Below are 17895 nucleotides of genomic sequence, written 5' to 3' on the forward strand. Positions count from 1 at the left end.
TCCCAATCATGCCGTGCGGCGCAGTATCAGCAGATGGCGTTGGCCTTGGCAACCGGGTACGGCCAGGGCGTGTTCGCTATCGAGTTTGAAGTCTGCCGGCAATGCTACCAGCTCATCGGCCGGATGAACGCCCTTCATTGCCAGCCAGCGTGTATCGGCGTCGCCTAAGTGGCGAGTCCAGTTGGTGAAGTTTTCCATGCTGCTGAACGCCCGGGAAATGATCCCGTTGAACGGCTGCGCAGGCTGGAACGCTTCGACACGACTGTGGATAACTTGCAGGTTATCCAGTTTGAGTTCGAGTTTGACCTGGGTCAGAAAGCGGGTTTTCTTGCCGTTGCTGTCCAGACAAGTCACTTGCGAGTCCGGATACAGGATCGCCAACGGGATTCCCGGCATGCCGCCGCCGCTACCGACGTCGAGCCAACGGCCGTTTTCGATGAACGACATCACGCTCAGGCTATCGAGCAGGTGACGCGAAACCATTTCGTCCGGATCACGCACCGCAGTCAGGTTGTAGGCCTGGTTCCATTTGATCAACAGGGCCAGATAACCCAGCAGCAATTCATGCTGGGCTTCAGTGAGGTTGACACCGAGCTCGCGGGCTCCTGTGGATAACTCTTCGGCGTGTTGCGAAGTGACCTTAGAACTCAAGCGCTTTGCTCCAACTGACGGCCCGCGCCGCGTTTTTTCAAATGAATCATCAACAGCGAAATCGCTGCCGGGGTCACACCCGGGATCCGCGAAGCCTGGCCCAGCGTCTCTGGTCGAGTCGCGCCGAGCTTGCTCTGGATCTCCTTGGAGAGACCGGAAATGTTGGTGTAATCGATATCCACAGGCAGTTTCGTGTCTTCACTGGCGCGCAGACGGGCGATTTCGTCCTGTTGACGATCAATGTAACCGGCGTATTTGGTCTTGATTTCAACCTGTTCGGCGACCTGTGGATCTTCGGCACCGTTGCCGGTCACTTCGACCAGACCAGCGTAGTCGATTTCCGGACGACTCAAGAGGTTGAGCAAGTTGTATTCGTGAGTCAGCGGCGTGCCGAATTTTTCCGCGATCGCATCGCCCTGCTGCGTATTCGGGCGAACCCAAGTGCTTTTCAGGCGCTGTTCTTCGAGTTCGATGCTTTCGCGTTTCTTGCAGAAGGCTGCCCAACGTGCGTCATCGACCAATCCGAGCTCGCGACCTTTTTCGGTCAAACGCAGGTCGGCGTTGTCCTCGCGCAGTATCAGGCGGTACTCGGCACGGGAAGTGAACATGCGGTACGGCTCTTGGGTACCGAGGGTGATCAGGTCGTCGACCAACACACCGATGTACGCTTCATCGCGACGCGGACACCAGGCTTCTTTGCCCTTGGCGCGCAGTGCCGCGTTGGCCCCGGCCAGCAAACCCTGGGCGCCAGCTTCTTCGTAACCGGTGGTGCCGTTGATTTGTCCGGCAAAGAACAGACCGCCGATGACCTTGGTTTCGAGGCTGTACTTCAGGTCGCGCGGATCGAAGTAGTCGTACTCGATCGCATAACCCGGACGCACGATGTGCGCGTTTTCCATGCCGCGAATCGATTGCACGATCTGCAATTGCACATCGAAAGGCAAGCTTGTGGATATTCCGTTCGGGTACAGCTCATGGGTGGTCAAACCTTCCGGTTCGATAAACACCTGATGGCTTTCCTTGTCGGCAAAGCGGTGGATCTTGTCTTCGATCGACGGGCAGTAGCGCGGGCCAATGCCTTCGATCTCACCGGCAGCGGAATACATCGGCGAACGGTCGAGGTTCGCCGCGATGATTTCGTGGGTGCGGGCGTTGGTGTGAGTAATCCAGCAACTGACCTGACGTGGATGCTGTTCTTTGTTACCCATGAACGACATCACCGGGATCGGCGTATCGCCTGGTTGCTCGGTCATTACCGAGAAATCCACAGACTTGCCGTCGATACGCGGTGGTGTGCCGGTTTTCAGGCGACCGACACGCAGCGGCAGTTCACGCAGACGGTGAGCCAGTGCGATGGACGGCGGATCACCGGCACGACCGCCGGAAAAATTCTGCAAACCGATGTGGATAAGTCCGCCGAGGAACGTACCGGTGGTCAACACCACGGAATCGGCGAGAAAACGCAGACCCATTTGCGTGACAACACCACGGACTTGTTCCTGCTCGACGATCAGGTCGTCAGCAGCTTGTTGAAATATCCACAGGTTCGGCTGGTTTTCCAGAATTTCGCGGACAGCGGCTTTGTACAGAATCCGGTCAGCTTGCGCACGGGTCGCCCGTACGGCCGGGCCTTTGCGGCTGTTCAACACGCGAAACTGAATGCCACCCAAATCGGTAGCGGTGGCCATCGCGCCGCCGAGGGCATCGATTTCCTTGACCAGATGGCTTTTGCCAATGCCACCGATGGCCGGGTTGCAACTCATGGCACCGAGGGTTTCCACGTTATGCGTCAGCAACAGGGTTTTTGCCCCCATACGTGCTGAGGCCAGTGCTGCCTCGGTACCGGCATGACCGCCGCCGATGACGATCACTTCAAAACGGGAAGGGAAATCCACCACGCACCTCGTGCCTGCTTAAGTAGGTAATTCAGGAATAGTTTGAGATCAGGTTTCTGAACCTGGTCGACAAGTATAGGGACTTCGCCCTTCCTAAAGAACCCTTTGCACAAAATTTAACCAGCTGTGGAGAACTCGAGGTTAAAAGAATAAAAAAGAGAGAAATTTATAAAACCTTTGTTTTTATGTTTATTTCTACTGAGGCTACTTTCTGTGGATAGATTGATACAGGCCTTTATATTCAATATGTACAGAGATTCAAAACCCTGTGACCATGTGCCAATGAGGGCCTTGGATAACCGATTTAAGCCTGTGGATTAAAGGGTTGGTTATCCACAGAGGGGGTTATGTCCAGTTTTCAGGCCCTGTTATCAACTGCCCTTAGTGGCAGTTATTCACAGGGCTTAATCCACAGAAATACGGTGAATGAAGAAATAACAGGCGCGAGAAATCCGCTCAGGGAGACGAAATCTGCCCGGCACTGGAGAAAGGTTTGAGAAAGAGGAGGCGCAGACAGGTCGCGAATGGACCTGTCTGTGGAAAGCGGAGGGTTTATTTACCGATACAGAAGCTGGAAAAGATCCGTCCCAGCAGATCATCAGAGCTGAATGCCCCGGTGATTTCCCCTAGAGAGTGCTGAGCCTGACGCAGGTCTTCGGCCAGCAACTCGCCCGCACCCGCCAGAGTCAGTTGCGCACGACCGTGTTCAAGGGCTGCACTGGCATGGCGCAACGCTTCCAGATGGCGACGACGAGCACTGAAGCTGCTTTCCGAAGTCTGCTCGTAGCCCATACAGGCCTTGAGGTGATCACGCAGGAGTTCCAGGCCATCACCTGCAGATTTGGCGCTCAGACTGATCGTCACGTGGCTATCTTCACTGACTTCCAGGGAAATGGATTCACCAGTCAGGTCTGCTTTGTTACGGATCAACGTAACCTTGGCCGGATCCGGGCGGGTTTCGAGGAATTCAGGCCACAAGGCAAACGGATCCAGTGCTTCCGGAGCGGTTGCATCGACCACCAGCAGGACGCGATCCGCTTCGCCGATGGCTTTCAGTGCGCGTTCAACGCCAATCTTTTCCACCTGGTCTTCGGTATCACGCAAACCTGCGGTATCCACAACGTGCAACGGCATACCGTCGATGTGGATATGTTCACGCAAAATATCGCGGGTGGTGCCGGCAATCTCGGTGACGATCGCAGCTTCGCGACCGGCTAACGCATTCAACAGGCTGGACTTGCCGGCATTCGGACGACCGGCAATCACCACGGTCATGCCATCGCGCAACAACGCGCCCTGCCCGGCTTCGCGCAATACTGTGGATAATTCATCACGGACTTTGTCAAGCATGCTCAGCACATGGCCATCGGCGAGGAAGTCGATTTCTTCTTCCGGGAAGTCGATGGCGGCTTCGACGTAGATGCGCAGGCCGATCAGTTGTTCGGTCAAGTTATGCACACGCTGGGAAAACGCACCTTGCAAAGACCGCAGGGCATTGCGCGCCGCCTGTGCAGAACTCGCCTCGATCAAATCGGCAATCGCCTCGGCCTGGGCCAGGTCGAGTTTGTCATTGAGGAACGCGCGTTCGCTGAACTCCCCCGGACGCGCCAGACGGCAGCCCAGTTCCAGGCAGCGTTTGAGCAGCATGTCCAGAACGATCGGCCCACCGTGGCCCTGCAATTCCAGAACGTCTTCGCCGGTGAACGAGTTTGGCCCCGGGAAATATAGAGCCAGACCTTCATCGAGCACTTGCTGGTCATCACTGAAAAATGGCCCGTAATGGGCGTAACGCGGTTTCAGCTCGCGGCCGCTTATAGCTTTGGCTGCAACACTGGCCAGCGGCCCGGAAATACGAACAATGCCCACACCGCCGCGACCCTGAGCGGTGGCGACGGCGGCGATGGTTTCACGAGGTGTGCTCATAAACCGGAATCCAGACAAAAGTGGCAGATAGCAAAACGCCCCACTAGGGGGCGTTTTGAGTGGTTATCCACAGTGTAAATCAAGCGGCTGCTTTGGTAGCCCGTTCGATCTTACGTGTGATGTACCACTGTTGGGTTATGGACAGGCAGTTGTTCACAACCCAGTACAGCACCAAACCTGCAGGGAACCACAGGAAGAAGAAGGTGAAGATGATTGGCATCATTTTCATGACCTTCGCCTGCATCGGATCCGGCGGAGTCGGGTTCAGCTGCTGCTGGATGAACATGGTTGCGCCCATGATGATCGGCAGAATGAAGAACGGATCCTTGATCGACAGGTCAGTGATCCACAGCATGAACGGCGCCTGGCGCATCTCTACGCTTTCCAGCAGAACCCAGTACAGCGAAAGGAAAACCGGCATCTGCACGAGGATCGGCAAGCAGCCGCCCAGCGGATTGATCTTCTCTTTCTTGTACAGCTCCATCATGGCTTGCGACATTTTCTGCCGGTCATCGCCATGTTGCTCTTTCAATGCAGCCAGTTTCGGTGCAACGGCACGCATGCGCGCCATCGATTTGTAGCTGGCAGCCGACAGAGGGAAGAAAAGACCCTTGATCAGCATGGTCAGGAAGATGATCGACCAGCCCCAGTTACCAACGATCGCGTGGATGTGTTGCAGCAGCCAGAAGATTGGCTGGGCAATGAACCACAGAATGCCGTAGTCGACGGTCAGTTCCAGACCTGGGGACAACTCTTTCAGTACAGCCTGGCTTTTCGGACCGGCGTACAGCACAGCGCTGGTTTCAACTTTGGCACCCGGAGCAGCGGTCAGTGTAGGACCGGTGTAACCGATGATGTAGTTGCCTTTGCTGTCTTTACGGGTCTGGACGATGTTGTTTTCGCCCTTGGCCGGAATCCACGCGGTCACAAAGTAGTGTTGCAGCCAGGCTACCCAACCACCGGTGACGGTTTCTTTCAGCTGTGCCTTGTCCATGTCCTTCATGGACACTTTCTTGTACGGCTCCGAACTTGTCCACAGGGCAGCGCCCAGGTAGGTCGCGGTGCCAGTAGCAGTAGTGGACGAAGGGTCAGCGCTGTTATCACGCTTCAACTGAGCAAACATTGCGCCGTTCCAAGGCTGAGCGCTCTGGTTATCCACAATGTAGGAAACGGCTACGTCATACAGGCCGCGTTTCAGGGTGAAACGCTTGATGTAGTTGACGCCGTCCTTGCTGAATTTCAGGTCGACGACCAGTTGGTCCTGACCGTCAGCCAGTTGATAAGTCTTCTTCTCCGAAGAGTAGACCGGACGAYCGGCCGGATTTGCATCCGGGCCATTGGTGCCGATCAGGCCGCTTTGTGCCAGATAAACACGTTCGCCGCCGTTATCGAACAGCTGGAACGGCACATCAGGACGATCCTGACGACGTGGATACAAAGGCAAGGTCAGTTGAGCAACATCACCACCTTGTGGATCGATCGCCAGATCGAGCACGTCAGTTTTGATCTGGATCAGATCCTTGCTGGCGGCTACCGGTGTTTCGGCAGGTGCGCTGGTATCGCTAGCGGCGCGCGGAATATCGTCACTGGCGGCAGCATTATTGCCAGTGGCGGTGTCCGGCAAACCGGATGTAGTCGTACTGGAAGCAACATTCTGAGTCGGCAGGGCAGCCTGACCATAGTCCTGGTTCCATTTAAGGACCATAACGTAGGCCACGATTGCCAGGGCGACGATCAGGATCGTGCGTTTGATATCCATGATTACTCGGCCATCGAAGAAGAACGGGAGGTAGGGATAGGTGGAACCGGGTCATAACCACCGGGATTCCACGGATGACAGCGACCTAAACGACGAAAGGTCAGCCAGCCACCGCGCAGAAGGCCATGATTTTCGATGGCTTCATACGCGTAGCAGGAACAACTGGGGTAGAAACGACAGTGACTGGCCATCAAAGGACTAATGGCATAGCGATAAAACTGGATCGGAACGAGGGCCAGTTTACGCATCTGGACTGTCTACCCCTACAGTTTCGGTTTTGACTTCTGGAACTGGCTTGCTGCGTGCCAGACGCTTCCAGAGCTTGCCGAAATGCTGAATCAATTCGGGGTTTTCTACATCGCCCAGACCTTTGCGCGCGACGATAACGATGTCCCAGCCGACCAGTGAATCCTGGTGCAGACGGAACGATTCGCGCATCAAACGTTTGAGGCGATTGCGCTCAACGGAGAGCTTTACGCTCTTTTTCCCGATAACCAGCCCGAGACGGGGGTGATCAAGATCGTTGTTGCGTGCAAGGAGCAGGAGATTTTTCCCCGGAACCTTGCCGGTAGGGGAGTCAAAGACTGCCTTGAAATGCCGGGGAGTAAGCAGACGCTTTTCCCGACTGAAGTCCTGACTCACCTCCAGTACCGGATTATCAAACTGCCAGACGCGCACGACCTTTGGCGCGGCGACGCGACAGGACAGCACGGCCGTTCTTGGTAGCCATGCGAGCACGGAAACCGTGGGTACGGGCGCGTTTGATGGTGCTTGGTTGGAAAGTACGTTTCATGTCGTGTTACCTGGTTCGTCCACAACGGGCCGGAATGGCCCCCGTTTTAAGAGACCGGGGATTCTAGAGAAAGCAAGCCTTCAGGTCAATTTCCAACCAGCGTTTCCTTATAAATAGATCTCAGGGCTGTCTCTGGCTGAAAGCCTGTCTGCCAAACATAAAAATAAAGAAGGGAATTATTTAAAGCTTTTCTGTATAGCTTATAAAAGCTAGGAATGCCTCCTTCTGTGGATAAGTGCTATCAGCCCTTATTTCGCCTGATGTACAGAGAATGACAACTACAGTGGAAAACCGTGTTCAGCCTGTGCTGCACTATCGGATAACCTGTGTGTGGAAAGGCCTGTTATCCACAGGCAGGTTATCCACCGAGTTCAGCCCCCAGTTGTCCAGTGCCCTTAGAGGCGGTTATCCACAGAGCTTATTCACGCACCGTTGGTCGCTTTTTCATCGGTTAACACATTGATAAATCATGGTCACCGGGCAACCTGCATGTGGATAAGTGGACGGCTCGCCGCTACAATGGCCGCTTGTTTTTGCCTCACCGGCTTTCAACTTAGGGGATATCCGTGTCAGTGGAACTTTGGCAGCAGTGCGTGGAGCTTTTGCGCGAGGAGCTGCCTGCCCAACAATTCAACACCTGGATCCGTCCACTACAGGTCGAAGCCGAAGGCGACGAGTTGCGCGTCTACGCACCGAACCGTTTTGTGCTGGACTGGGTCAACGAAAAGTACCTGGGCCGCGTCCTTGAACTGCTGGATGAGCATGGCAACGGCACGGCGCCGGCGCTCTCCTTATTAATAGGCAGCAAGCGCAGCTCGGCACCGCGTGCCGCACCGAATGCACCGCTGGCCGCCGCTCAGGTTTCCCAGGCTCAGGTCAATGCCGCACCTGCGAACGTGCAGGCACCGACGCAGACGCCCGCACCGACGGCCAAGCGCTCGACGCAGAAAAGCCCTGAAGTCAGCGATGAACCGTCTCGCGACAGTTTCGATCCGATGTCCGGTGCCGCTTCGCAGCAAGCCCCGGTTCGCGCCGAACAGCGCACCGTGCAGGTCGAAGGTGCGCTCAAGCACACCAGCTACCTGAACCGCACCTTCACCTTCGAAAACTTCGTCGAAGGTAAATCCAACCAGCTCGCCCGCGCGGCGGCCTGGCAAGTGGCGGACAACCCCAAGCACGGTTACAACCCGCTGTTCCTTTATGGTGGCGTCGGCCTGGGTAAAACCCACTTGATGCACGCGGTGGGTAACCACCTATTAAAGAAGAACCCGAATGCCAAGGTCGTTTACCTGCATTCCGAGCGTTTCGTGGCCGACATGGTCAAGGCACTGCAACTGAACGCGATCAACGAGTTCAAGCGTTTCTACCGTTCGGTGGATGCCTTGCTGATCGACGACATTCAGTTCTTCGCCCGCAAAGAGCGCTCGCAGGAAGAGTTTTTCCACACTTTCAACGCCCTGCTTGAAGGTGGCCAGCAGGTCATTCTCACCAGTGACCGCTACCCGAAAGAAATCGAAGGCCTTGAAGAACGCCTCAAATCCCGCTTCGGCTGGGGCCTGACGGTTGCCGTCGAGCCGCCGGAACTGGAAACCCGCGTGGCGATCTTGATGAAGAAGGCCGACCAGGCCAAAGTCGAGTTACCGCATGACGCCGCGTTCTTCATCGCCCAGCGCATTCGCTCCAACGTCCGTGAGCTGGAAGGTGCGCTGAAACGCGTGATCGCCCACTCGCACTTCATGGGCCGCGACATCACCATCGAGCTGATTCGCGAATCCCTGAAAGACCTGTTGGCGTTGCAGGACAAACTGGTCTCTGTGGATAACATTCAGCGCACCGTCGCCGAGTACTACAAGATCAAGATCTCGGATCTGCTGTCCAAGCGCCGTTCGCGCTCGGTGGCTCGTCCGCGTCAGGTCGCCATGGCCTTGTCCAAGGAACTGACCAACCACAGCCTGCCGGAAATCGGCGATGTGTTCGGCGGCCGCGACCACACCACGGTGTTGCACGCCTGTCGAAAGATCAACGAACTTAAGGAATCCGACGCGGACATCCGCGAGGACTACAAGAACCTGCTGCGTACACTGACCACTTGATGAACACCAGCGCAGCTTATTAAGGCAAGGGACTAGACCATGCATTTCACCATTCAACGCGAAGCCCTGTTGAAACCCCTGCAACTGGTCGCAGGCGTCGTCGAGCGCCGACAGACCTTGCCGGTACTCTCCAACGTGCTGCTGGTTGTCGAAGGCCAGCAACTGTCGCTGACCGGTACCGACCTCGAGGTCGAGCTGGTTGGTCGTGTGCAACTTGAAGAGCCGGCTGAAACAGGTTCCATCACGGTGCCTGCGCGCAAGCTGATGGATATCTGCAAAAGCCTGCCCAACGACGCGCTGATCGACATCAAGGTCGACGAGCAGAAGCTGGTGGTGAAGGCTGGCCGTAGCCGCTTCACCTTGTCGACTCTGCCGGCCAACGATTTCCCGACCGTTGAAGAAGGTCCGGGCTCGCTGACTTGCAGTCTTGAACAAAGCAAACTGCGTCGCCTGATCGAACGCACAAGCTTCGCCATGGCCCAGCAGGACGTGCGTTATTACCTCAATGGCATGCTGCTGGAAGTGTCCGAAGGCATCATCCGCGCTGTGGCCACCGACGGTCACCGTCTGGCCATGTGCTCGATGAAGGCCGATATCGGCCAGCCAGATCGCCATCAGGTGATCGTGCCGCGCAAAGGTATTCTGGAACTGGCGCGTCTGCTCACCGAGCCGGACGGCAATGTCAGCATCGTGCTGGGTCAACATCACATCCGCGCCACCACCGGCGAATTCACCTTCACCTCGAAACTGGTTGACGGCAAGTTCCCGGACTACGAGCGCGTTCTGCCAAAGGGCGGCGACAAGCTGGTATTGGGCGATCGCCAGGCCTTGCGTGAAGCGTTCAGCCGTACCGCGATTCTGTCCAACGAGAAGTACCGTGGTATCCGTCTGCAACTGGCCAGCGGTCAGTTGAAGATCCAGGCCAACAACCCGGAACAGGAAGAAGCGGAAGAGGAAGTGGGCGTTGAATACAACGGCGGCTCTCTGGAAATCGGCTTCAACGTGAGCTATTTGCTCGACGTGCTGGGCGTGATGACCACCGAGCAGGTTCGTCTGATCCTGTCCGACTCCAACAGCAGTGCATTGGTGCAAGAGTCCGACAACGACGATTCGGCTTACGTTGTCATGCCGATGCGTCTGTAATCAGCTGACCCTGGATGTCCTTAAGTCGTGTTTCGGTCACCGCGGTGCGCAATCTGCACCCGGTGACCTTCTCCCCCTCCCCCCGCATCAACATTCTTTACGGCGCCAACGGCAGCGGCAAAACCAGTGTTCTGGAAGCCATTCATCTGCTGGGGCTTGCCCGTTCGTTTCGTAGCACGCGGCTGTTGCCGGTCATTCAGTACGAGCAACTCGCCTGCACCGTGTTCGGTCAGGTCGAATTGGCTGAGGGTGGGCACAGTGCGTTGGGGATCTCGCGCGATCGTCAGGGCGAGTTCCAGATCCGCATCGACGGCCAGAACGCCCGCAGTGCTGCGCAGCTGGCGGAGATCCTGCCGCTGCAGTTGATCAACCCCGACAGCTTCCGCTTGCTTGAAGGTGCGCCGAAGATTCGTCGACAGTTTCTCGACTGGGGCGTGTTCCACGTCGAGCCGCGCTTTATGGCCACCTGGCAGCGGTTGCAGAAGGCCCTGCGCCAGAGAAACTCTTGGCTGCGACATGGTACACTTGACGCCGTTTCGCAAGCGGTTTGGGACAGGGAACTGTGCCAGGCCAGCGCTGAAATCGATGAATACCGCCGCGCCTACATCAAAGCCTTGAAACCAGTCTTTGAACAAACCTTGAGCGAACTGGTTGAGCTTGAAGGTTTGACGCTCAGCTATTACCGAGGCTGGGACAAAGACCGGGAATTGAGCGCCGTACTGGCTGGATCCGTGCAACGGGATCAGCAAATGGGTCATACCCAGGCCGGACCGCAACGGGCTGATTTGCGTCTTAGATTGGGCGCTCACAACGCCGCGGACATATTGTCCCGGGGTCAGCAGAAGTTAGTGGTCTGTGCACTACGGATTGCCCAAGGGCATTTGGTCAGCCAGGCCCGTCGCGGTCAGTGTATTTATCTGGTGGATGACTTGCCGTCCGAGCTGGACGAGGGACATCGTCGCGCGCTGTGCCGTTTGCTGGAAGACTTACGCTGCCAGGTGTTCATCACCTGTGTAGATCACGAATTATTGAGGGAAGGCTGGCAGACGGAAACGCCAGTCGCTCTGTTCCACGTGGAACAGGGCCGTATCACCCAGACCCACGACCATCGGGAGTGAAGGCATTGAGCGAAGAAAATACGTACGACTCAACGAGCATTAAAGTGCTGAAAGGCCTGGATGCCGTACGCAAACGTCCCGGTATGTACATTGGTGACACCGACGATGGCAGCGGTCTGCACCACATGGTGTTCGAGGTGGTCGACAACTCGATCGACGAAGCCCTCGCCGGCCACTGCGACGACATCAGCATCATTATCCACCCGGATGAGTCCATCACCGTTAAAGACAACGGCCGTGGCATCCCGGTAGACGTACACAAAGAGGAAGGCGTTTCCGCCGCCGAGGTCATCATGACCGTCCTCCACGCTGGCGGTAAGTTCGACGATAACTCCTACAAGGTCTCCGGCGGTCTGCACGGTGTAGGTGTGTCGGTAGTGAACGCACTGTCCGAAGAGCTGGTTCTGACTGTTCGCCGCAGCGGCAAGATCTGGGAACAGACCTACGTCCACGGCGTACCTCAGGCACCGATGGCCATCGTTGGCGACAGCGAAACCACCGGCACCCAGATCCACTTCAAGGCTTCCAGCGAAACCTTCAAGAACATTCACTTCAGCTGGGACATCCTGGCCAAGCGCATTCGTGAACTGTCCTTCCTCAACTCCGGTGTCGGCATCGTCCTCAAGGATGAGCGCAGCGGCAAGGAAGAGCTGTTCAAGTACGAAGGCGGCCTGCGTGCGTTCGTTGAATACCTGAACACCAACAAGACTGCGGTCAACCAGGTGTTCCACTTCAACATCCAGCGTGAAGACGGCATCGGCGTGGAAATCGCCCTGCAGTGGAACGACAGCTTCAACGAGAACCTGTTGTGCTTCACCAACAACATTCCGCAGCGCGACGGCGGTACCCACCTGGTGGGTTTCCGTTCGGCCCTGACGCGTAACCTGAACAACTACATCGAGCAGGAAGGTCTGGCGAAGAAGCACAAAGTCGCCACCACCGGCGACGATGCCCGTGAAGGCCTGACCGCGATCATTTCGGTGAAAGTGCCGGATCCGAAGTTCAGCTCGCAGACCAAAGACAAGCTGGTCTCTTCCGAAGTGAAGACTGCGGTCGAGCAGGAGATGGGCAAGTACTTCTCCGACTTCCTCCTGGAAAACCCGAACGAAGCCAAGCTGGTCGTCGGCAAGATGATCGACGCCGCCCGTGCCCGTGAAGCGGCGCGCAAGGCCCGTGAGATGACCCGCCGCAAAGGCGCGCTGGACATCGCCGGTCTGCCGGGCAAGCTCGCTGACTGCCAGGAAAAAGACCCGGCGCTGTCCGAACTGTACCTCGTGGAAGGTGACTCCGCGGGCGGCTCTGCCAAGCAGGGACGTAACCGCAAGACCCAGGCGATCCTGCCGTTGAAGGGCAAGATCCTCAACGTCGAGAAAGCGCGTTTTGACAAGATGATCTCTTCCCAGGAAGTGGGCACCTTGATCACCGCGCTGGGCTGCGGCATCGGTCGCGACGAATACAACATCGACAAGCTGCGTTATCACAACATCATCATCATGACCGATGCTGACGTCGACGGTTCGCACATCCGTACCCTGCTGCTGACCTTCTTCTTCCGTCAGTTGCCGGAGCTGATCGAGCGCGGCTACATCTACATCGCCCAGCCGCCGCTGTACAAGGTCAAGAAAGGCAAGCAAGAGCAATACATCAAAGACGACGACGCCATGGAAGAGTACATGACGCAGTCGGCTCTGGAAGATGCGAGCCTGCACCTGAACGAAGAAGCCCCGGGCATTTCCGGTGAAGCACTCGAGCGTCTGGTAAACGACTTCCGCATGGTGATGAAGACCCTCAAGCGTCTTTCGCGCCTGTACCCGCAAGAGCTGACCGAGCACTTCATCTACCTGCCGGCCGTGAGCCTGGAAATGCTTGGCGACCACGCCAAGATGCAGGACTGGCTGGCCCAGTACGAAGTCCGTCTGCGCACCGTCGAGAAGTCCGGCCTGGTCTACAAGGCCAGCCTGCGTGAAGACCGTGAGCGTGGCGTGTGGCTGCCGGAGGTCGAACTGATCTCCCACGGCCTGTCGAACTACGTCACTTTCAACCGCGACTTCTTCGGCAGCAACGACTACAAAACCGTCGTCACCCTCGGCGCTCAACTGAGCACCCTGCTCGAGGACGGCGCGTACATCCAGCGTGGCGAGCGCAAGAAGGCAGTCACCGAGTTCAAGGAAGCCCTCGACTGGCTGATGGCTGAAAGCACCAAGCGCCACACCATTCAGCGATACAAAGGTCTGGGCGAAATGAACCCGGATCAGCTGTGGGAAACCACCATGGACCCAAGCGTGCGCCGCATGCTGAAAGTCACCATCGAAGACGCCATTGGCGCAGACCAGATCTTCAACACCCTGATGGGTGATGCGGTCGAACCTCGCCGTGACTTCATCGAGAGCAATGCGTTGGCGGTTTCGAACCTGGATTTCTGATTCCGGCTGGCGCCATCAAAAAAGGCCAACGCAATGCGTTGGCCTTTTTTATTTTTCTGGTTTGCCATTTTCAACCATTCCGAGCATGTGCTCGGAATGGTCTACTCGACCGCAGATGCGACGCTTTCTAGACGATACCCATACCCATAAATCGTCAGCAACTGCCAACCCCGATCCGCCGTCAGCCCCAATTTGTTACGCAGCCGATAGATATGCGTATCCAGCGGTCGCGACGACGCCATCTCCTCGTGCGGCCAAAACCGCTCATACAGGTAGTCCCGCGACAATGGCCGGCCCAGATTGCTGAACAGGCACCGGGCGAGTCGGTACTCGCGTTCGGTCATGACAATCGGTTTGCCCTCGCGGGTAACCGTCAGTTCAGCGTCATCAAATGTCAAATCATTAAAGCTCAGCACCTCACTTGCAGCCGCGCGTTGCTGGCTATGCCGACGCAGCACCGCCGCCACCCGCGCCTTCAACTCATTCGGCCGGAATGGCTTGCTGACGTAATCATCGGCGCCAGCGTTCAAGGCCTGGACGATATCGCTCTCGCCATCGCGACTGGTCAGCATGATCGCCGCTGGTGGCGCTTCCATGTGTTCGCGGGTCCAGCGCAGCAGGGCCAAGCCGGTCAGGTCTGGCAGTTGCCAGTCGAGGATCAGCAGGTCGAAGGTTTCCCGGCGCAACTGGCGCAGCAAGTCTTCGCCACGCTCGAAGCTGTGCAGCGACCATGGCTGATCGCCAGCATCGGCCATTTGCTGCAGGGTTTGCTCGACCCGGCGCAGTTCGGCGGGTTCGTCGTCCAGAATCGCAACGCGCATTCGCGGTTATTCCTTGTTGCTGGGGCAGTTGGCGGACAACCATAGTCGCTCGGCCCAAGCTGTGAAAGTAAGCGGCCCGCCGTTGGTCGACGTCCGCTATGATTCTTCGGGTCTACGTCTCAGACCTGTGGCCCATGAAACCATTCACACTGCCCTGCCCTTTTTCCCCATGAACAATCAGCGTCGGCGTGAAAGCCGTGAACCGAGCCAGGTGCAGCGATTGTTTCGACAGTTGGTGCGCGAATGGTTGTGGATAAGTCTAGTGCTGTTGCCGCTGACTGCGCTGCTGTCTTATCGCGCGCAGATTAACCTGCACGATGCGTCTGCCGCCAAAGGCGCCCTGTTGTCGGTCGCCTTGGTGGCCGGCAGTCTTGGCCTGCTGTTGTGGCGACCGCGCTGGGCGCTCTGGGTCACGTTGATCAGCATGGCGTGCGCGTTGCTGACCAGTGCAGGTTTAGCGGAAACGCGCCGCTGGTGGTCGCCGACACCGGCGGTGCTGGGGATGTTATTCGGCTATTTGATCTGGAACTGGCGACGCCTGAGCGTAGTGCTGACTTATTTCGGCTGGGAGCTGGCACGACTGGACAGCGAGCCGAAGGTATTCCCCGAACGCCGTCGCGCGCAATTCACCGGGGCTGATCGCTTGCAGGGCCAGATCATGGCGCTGGAACAGGCTATGAGTCGCACCCGTGATACCCGGCGCTTTATTGCCGACGGTCTGGAGTACTTGCCCGTCGCCACACTGATCAGCGATCCCAAAGGCCAGATCCTGCTGGGCAATCGCAAGGCTCGCCAGCTATTCGATCACAATCTGGTGGGGGACGACGTCCTCGATCAACTGGCCAGCCTCGGTTACCCGGAGTTGTCCACAGAGTTGCGCCCGTCACTGTCGGCCATTCCGCTGTTGGAGTTTCGCGATCACAAGGAACGCAGCCTGCGCCTGGAGCGTGCCGCCCTGCTGCCGGTGGACGGAGACACGCCGATTGGTTGGCTGCTCAGCCTCACCGATCTCAGCGCCGAACGTGCCGCCGAGGAACAACGCGGGGTATTGCTGCGCTTTCTTTCCCACGACTTGCGTGCCCCGCATTCGGCGATCCTCGCCCTGCTCGATGTTCACCGCCATCAGGCCGGGGCGGACTCGCCGTTATTCGAACAGATTGAGCGGCAGGTGCGTCGCGCGCTGGATCTCACCGATGGTTTCGTCTTGCTGGCGCGGGCCGAGTCCGAAGCCTATCAGTTCCAGCCGAGCCTGTTCGCTATGTTGGTGCTGGACGTGCTGGATCAGGCGTTGCCCATCGCCCAGCAGAAACGCATCGAACTGCTGCACGACATGGATGAGCAATCCCAGGAGCGCCTGATCATGGCTGACCAGGGATTACTGACGCGTGCGCTGTTCAACCTGCTGGAGAATGCGATCAAGTACAGCCCGGCAGATACCACGATTGAACTACGAGTCAGTTGCCAAGGAGAGTGGCTACGGTGCGAACTGACCGATCAAGGCAAAGGCATCGCCGAACAAGAGTTGCCTGATCTGTTCAGTCAGTACCGACGCTTTTCCTCCGCACAAGGCATCGACGGCGTTGGCCTGGGCTTGTCGATGGTCAAAGCGGTGGTTGATCACCACGGAGGCAAAATCTCGTGCCACAGCATGGTCGATCAAGGCACCACATTTCTGTTCGAATTACCACTGATCGCCGAGTGAACAGGCACAAAAAAACCGGCTATATCAGCCGGTCTTTTTACATCCGAAAAAAACTTATGCACGTTTTACGGTGTTTTATGAGCTTGAGAAATATATAAGTAAATCAATTACTTAATTTCAATATTCAGGCTTTTTCAACAAAACCGTACACAGGTTATCCACAAAATCTCAGACAGCGATCTGATCGCTTGCAGCCGGTGCTTGCGGTGCCGGTGGCAGCGAACCCATTTCCCGTTGAGTCTTCTCGTTCCACGCTTGTACGCGGTCGTTCAGATCAGCAATGGCGCGAGGCCCTGTGCCTTCGGCATACATCGGCTCACCGATGACCACGGTGATCACCCCGGACTTCTTGCCCCAGCCGATTTTCGGCCAGAATTTGCCGGCATTGTGTGCAATCGGCAGGACCGGAAGCGCCGCATTTACCGCCAAAGCGCTACCACTGCGGGAGAACTTGCCGACAGTGCCAAACGGCACGCGTGTGCCTTCAGGAAAGATCAGCACCCAAACGTTGTCCTTGAGCAGCTCGTCACCTTTGGCGGCGACTTGTTTCAGTGCAGCTTTCGGGTTGTCACGGTCAATCGCGATTGGCCGCAGCATGGCCATGGCCCAGCCAAAGAACGGTACATAAAGCAGCTCGCGCTTGAGCACCTGGCTCAACGGCGAAAAATAAGCGGAGAGAAAGAACGTCTCCCAAGTGCTCTGGTGGTTCGACTGAATCACGCAGGGCCGGTCAGGTACGTTTTCCGCGCCTTTGATTTCGTAACGGATACCGAGGAACACCTTGGTCAACCACAAGGCACAGCGGCACCAGTACACGTTGATAAAACGATAGCGCGCCTTGAACGGCAAAAACGGCGCGATAAAAAAACTCAAGCTGCACCACAGCAGGGAGGTGGTGCCCAGCAGCAGGTAAAAGAGAAAAATCCTGATGGCCCGCAGTATCGACATAGTGACGTTTACCGTTACGGGGCAATGCCCGAATGTTCAAGCGCACTCCCGATCAATCCCTGGTCAGGAACTTCAGAAGTACTCTAGTTGTGGATAAGTTCTGCGGCAATCGCCGCCAGATCGTCAAAAATCAGAGTGCCAACCGGCAGGGTTTTGCCCTGAGTCTTTGCGCCCTTTCCGGTCTTTACCAAAACTGGCTGTGAATCGACGGCTTTGGCAGCTTCCAGGTCACCAAGGCTGTCGCCGACGAACCAGACATTGGCCAGCGTCACGCTGTAATGCGCCGCGATGGTTTTCAGCATCCCCGGTTTCGGCTTGCGGCAATCGCAGCCTTCGTCCGGCCCATGCGGGCAATACACGATCAGCCCGACTTCACCGCCCTGCTCCGCCACGAGCGTACGCAGTCGCGCGTGCATGGCATCGAGGGTGGCGAGGTCGTAGTAGCCGCGAGCAATGCCCGACTGGTTGGTGGCGACCGCCACCGTCCAGCCGGCCTTGCTCAACTGCGCAATCGCCTCGATCGAGCCGGGCAGCGGAATCCACTCCGCCACTGACTTGATGTAAGCGTCGGAGTCGTAATTGATCACTCCGTCCCGATCGAGAATCAGCAGTTTCAACAGCAATCC

The 17895-nt window shown here is 57.1% G+C and carries 15 protein-coding genes; 5 read left to right on the forward strand and 10 right to left on the reverse strand.

Translation table 11 applies throughout. From position 1 onward, the window contains the following. Window positions 1-6: 6 nt before the first annotated feature. From rsmG to rpmH, 7 genes are all read right to left on the reverse strand, one after another. A complete protein-coding gene (gene rsmG / locus AC1DVF_RS11725) occupies window positions 7-651 on the reverse strand; it encodes a 16S rRNA (guanine(527)-N(7))-methyltransferase RsmG (protein ID WP_038359549.1) in 645 nt (214 codons plus the stop codon). Then, window positions 648-2546 carry a tRNA uridine-5-carboxymethylaminomethyl(34) synthesis enzyme MnmG gene (mnmG, locus tag AC1DVF_RS11730; protein ID WP_093429552.1) on the reverse strand — a complete coding sequence of 633 codons (1899 nt, stop codon included), beginning with the start codon at window positions 2544-2546 and terminating at the stop codon, window positions 648-650. The genes rsmG and mnmG overlap by 4 nt, the downstream gene beginning before the upstream one ends. A 552-nt stretch (window positions 2547-3098) precedes the next feature. Next, a complete protein-coding gene (mnmE, locus tag AC1DVF_RS11735) occupies window positions 3099-4469 on the reverse strand; it encodes a tRNA uridine-5-carboxymethylaminomethyl(34) synthesis GTPase MnmE (protein ID WP_093429551.1) in 1371 nt (456 codons plus the stop codon). A 79-nt stretch (window positions 4470-4548) separates the two neighbouring features. After that, window positions 4549-6228: a membrane protein insertase YidC gene (yidC, locus tag AC1DVF_RS11740; RefSeq protein ID WP_477782486.1), complete on the reverse strand. Its 1680-nt coding sequence runs from the start codon at window positions 6226-6228 to the stop codon at window positions 4549-4551. A gap of 2 nt (window positions 6229-6230) precedes the next feature. Further along, entirely contained in the window at window positions 6231-6476 is a 246-nt protein-coding gene (yidD, locus tag AC1DVF_RS11745) for a membrane protein insertion efficiency factor YidD (RefSeq protein WP_010465488.1), read from the reverse strand. Next, window positions 6469-6870: a ribonuclease P protein component gene (gene rnpA, locus AC1DVF_RS11750; RefSeq protein WP_042704971.1), complete on the reverse strand. Its 402-nt coding sequence runs from the start codon at window positions 6868-6870 to the stop codon at window positions 6469-6471. The genes yidD and rnpA overlap by 8 nt, the downstream gene beginning before the upstream one ends. Before the next feature lie 16 nt (window positions 6871-6886). Continuing rightward, complete coding sequence (gene rpmH / locus AC1DVF_RS11755; protein ID WP_003213577.1) at window positions 6887-7021, reverse strand: 50S ribosomal protein L34; 135 nt, start codon at window positions 7019-7021, stop codon at window positions 6887-6889. Between the two features lie 566 nt (window positions 7022-7587). Between rpmH and dnaA the strand changes: the two genes are divergently transcribed. Genes dnaA through gyrB form a run of 4 tightly spaced genes read left to right on the forward strand, consistent with a single transcriptional unit; the run spans window position 7588 to window position 13798 of the window. Further along, the gene (gene dnaA / locus AC1DVF_RS11760; protein ID WP_093429550.1) at window positions 7588-9114 is read left to right on the forward strand and encodes a chromosomal replication initiator protein DnaA; all 1527 of its coding nucleotides are present in this window, start codon (window positions 7588-7590) and stop codon (window positions 9112-9114) included. A 39-nt stretch (window positions 9115-9153) separates the two neighbouring features. Further along, a complete protein-coding gene (gene dnaN / locus AC1DVF_RS11765) occupies window positions 9154-10257 on the forward strand; it encodes a DNA polymerase III subunit beta (RefSeq protein WP_007911887.1) in 1104 nt (367 codons plus the stop codon). A gap of 14 nt (window positions 10258-10271) precedes the next feature. After that, window positions 10272-11375: a DNA replication/repair protein RecF gene (gene recF, locus AC1DVF_RS11770; protein ID WP_038359568.1), complete on the forward strand. Its 1104-nt coding sequence runs from the start codon at window positions 10272-10274 to the stop codon at window positions 11373-11375. Between the two features lie 5 nt (window positions 11376-11380). Beyond that, a complete protein-coding gene (gyrB, locus tag AC1DVF_RS11775) occupies window positions 11381-13798 on the forward strand; it encodes a DNA topoisomerase (ATP-hydrolyzing) subunit B (RefSeq protein WP_477782487.1) in 2418 nt (805 codons plus the stop codon). Between the two features lie 101 nt (window positions 13799-13899). Here the strand turns inward: gyrB and AC1DVF_RS11780 are convergent, their stop codons facing one another. Then, window positions 13900-14619: a response regulator transcription factor gene (locus AC1DVF_RS11780; protein ID WP_186620320.1), complete on the reverse strand. Its 720-nt coding sequence runs from the start codon at window positions 14617-14619 to the stop codon at window positions 13900-13902. A gap of 169 nt (window positions 14620-14788) precedes the next feature. On the opposite strand from AC1DVF_RS11780, the gene AC1DVF_RS11785 reads away from it, so the two are divergent. Beyond that, window positions 14789-16321: a sensor histidine kinase gene (locus AC1DVF_RS11785; protein WP_460089362.1), complete on the forward strand. Its 1533-nt coding sequence runs from the start codon at window positions 14789-14791 to the stop codon at window positions 16319-16321. A 168-nt stretch (window positions 16322-16489) separates the two neighbouring features. On the opposite strand, the gene AC1DVF_RS11790 is transcribed toward AC1DVF_RS11785, so the two are convergent. Then, window positions 16490-17269, reverse strand: a complete 780-nt coding sequence (locus AC1DVF_RS11790; RefSeq protein WP_093429546.1) for a lysophospholipid acyltransferase family protein — start codon at window positions 17267-17269, stop codon at window positions 16490-16492. Window positions 17270-17352: 83 nt separating this feature from the next. Beyond that, complete coding sequence (gmhB, locus tag AC1DVF_RS11795; RefSeq protein ID WP_286079738.1) at window positions 17353-17892, reverse strand: D-glycero-beta-D-manno-heptose 1,7-bisphosphate 7-phosphatase; 540 nt, start codon at window positions 17890-17892, stop codon at window positions 17353-17355. Between the last annotated feature and the right edge of the window lie 3 nt (window positions 17893-17895).

This window comes from Pseudomonas sp. P4_D7 (genome assembly GCF_056401755.1).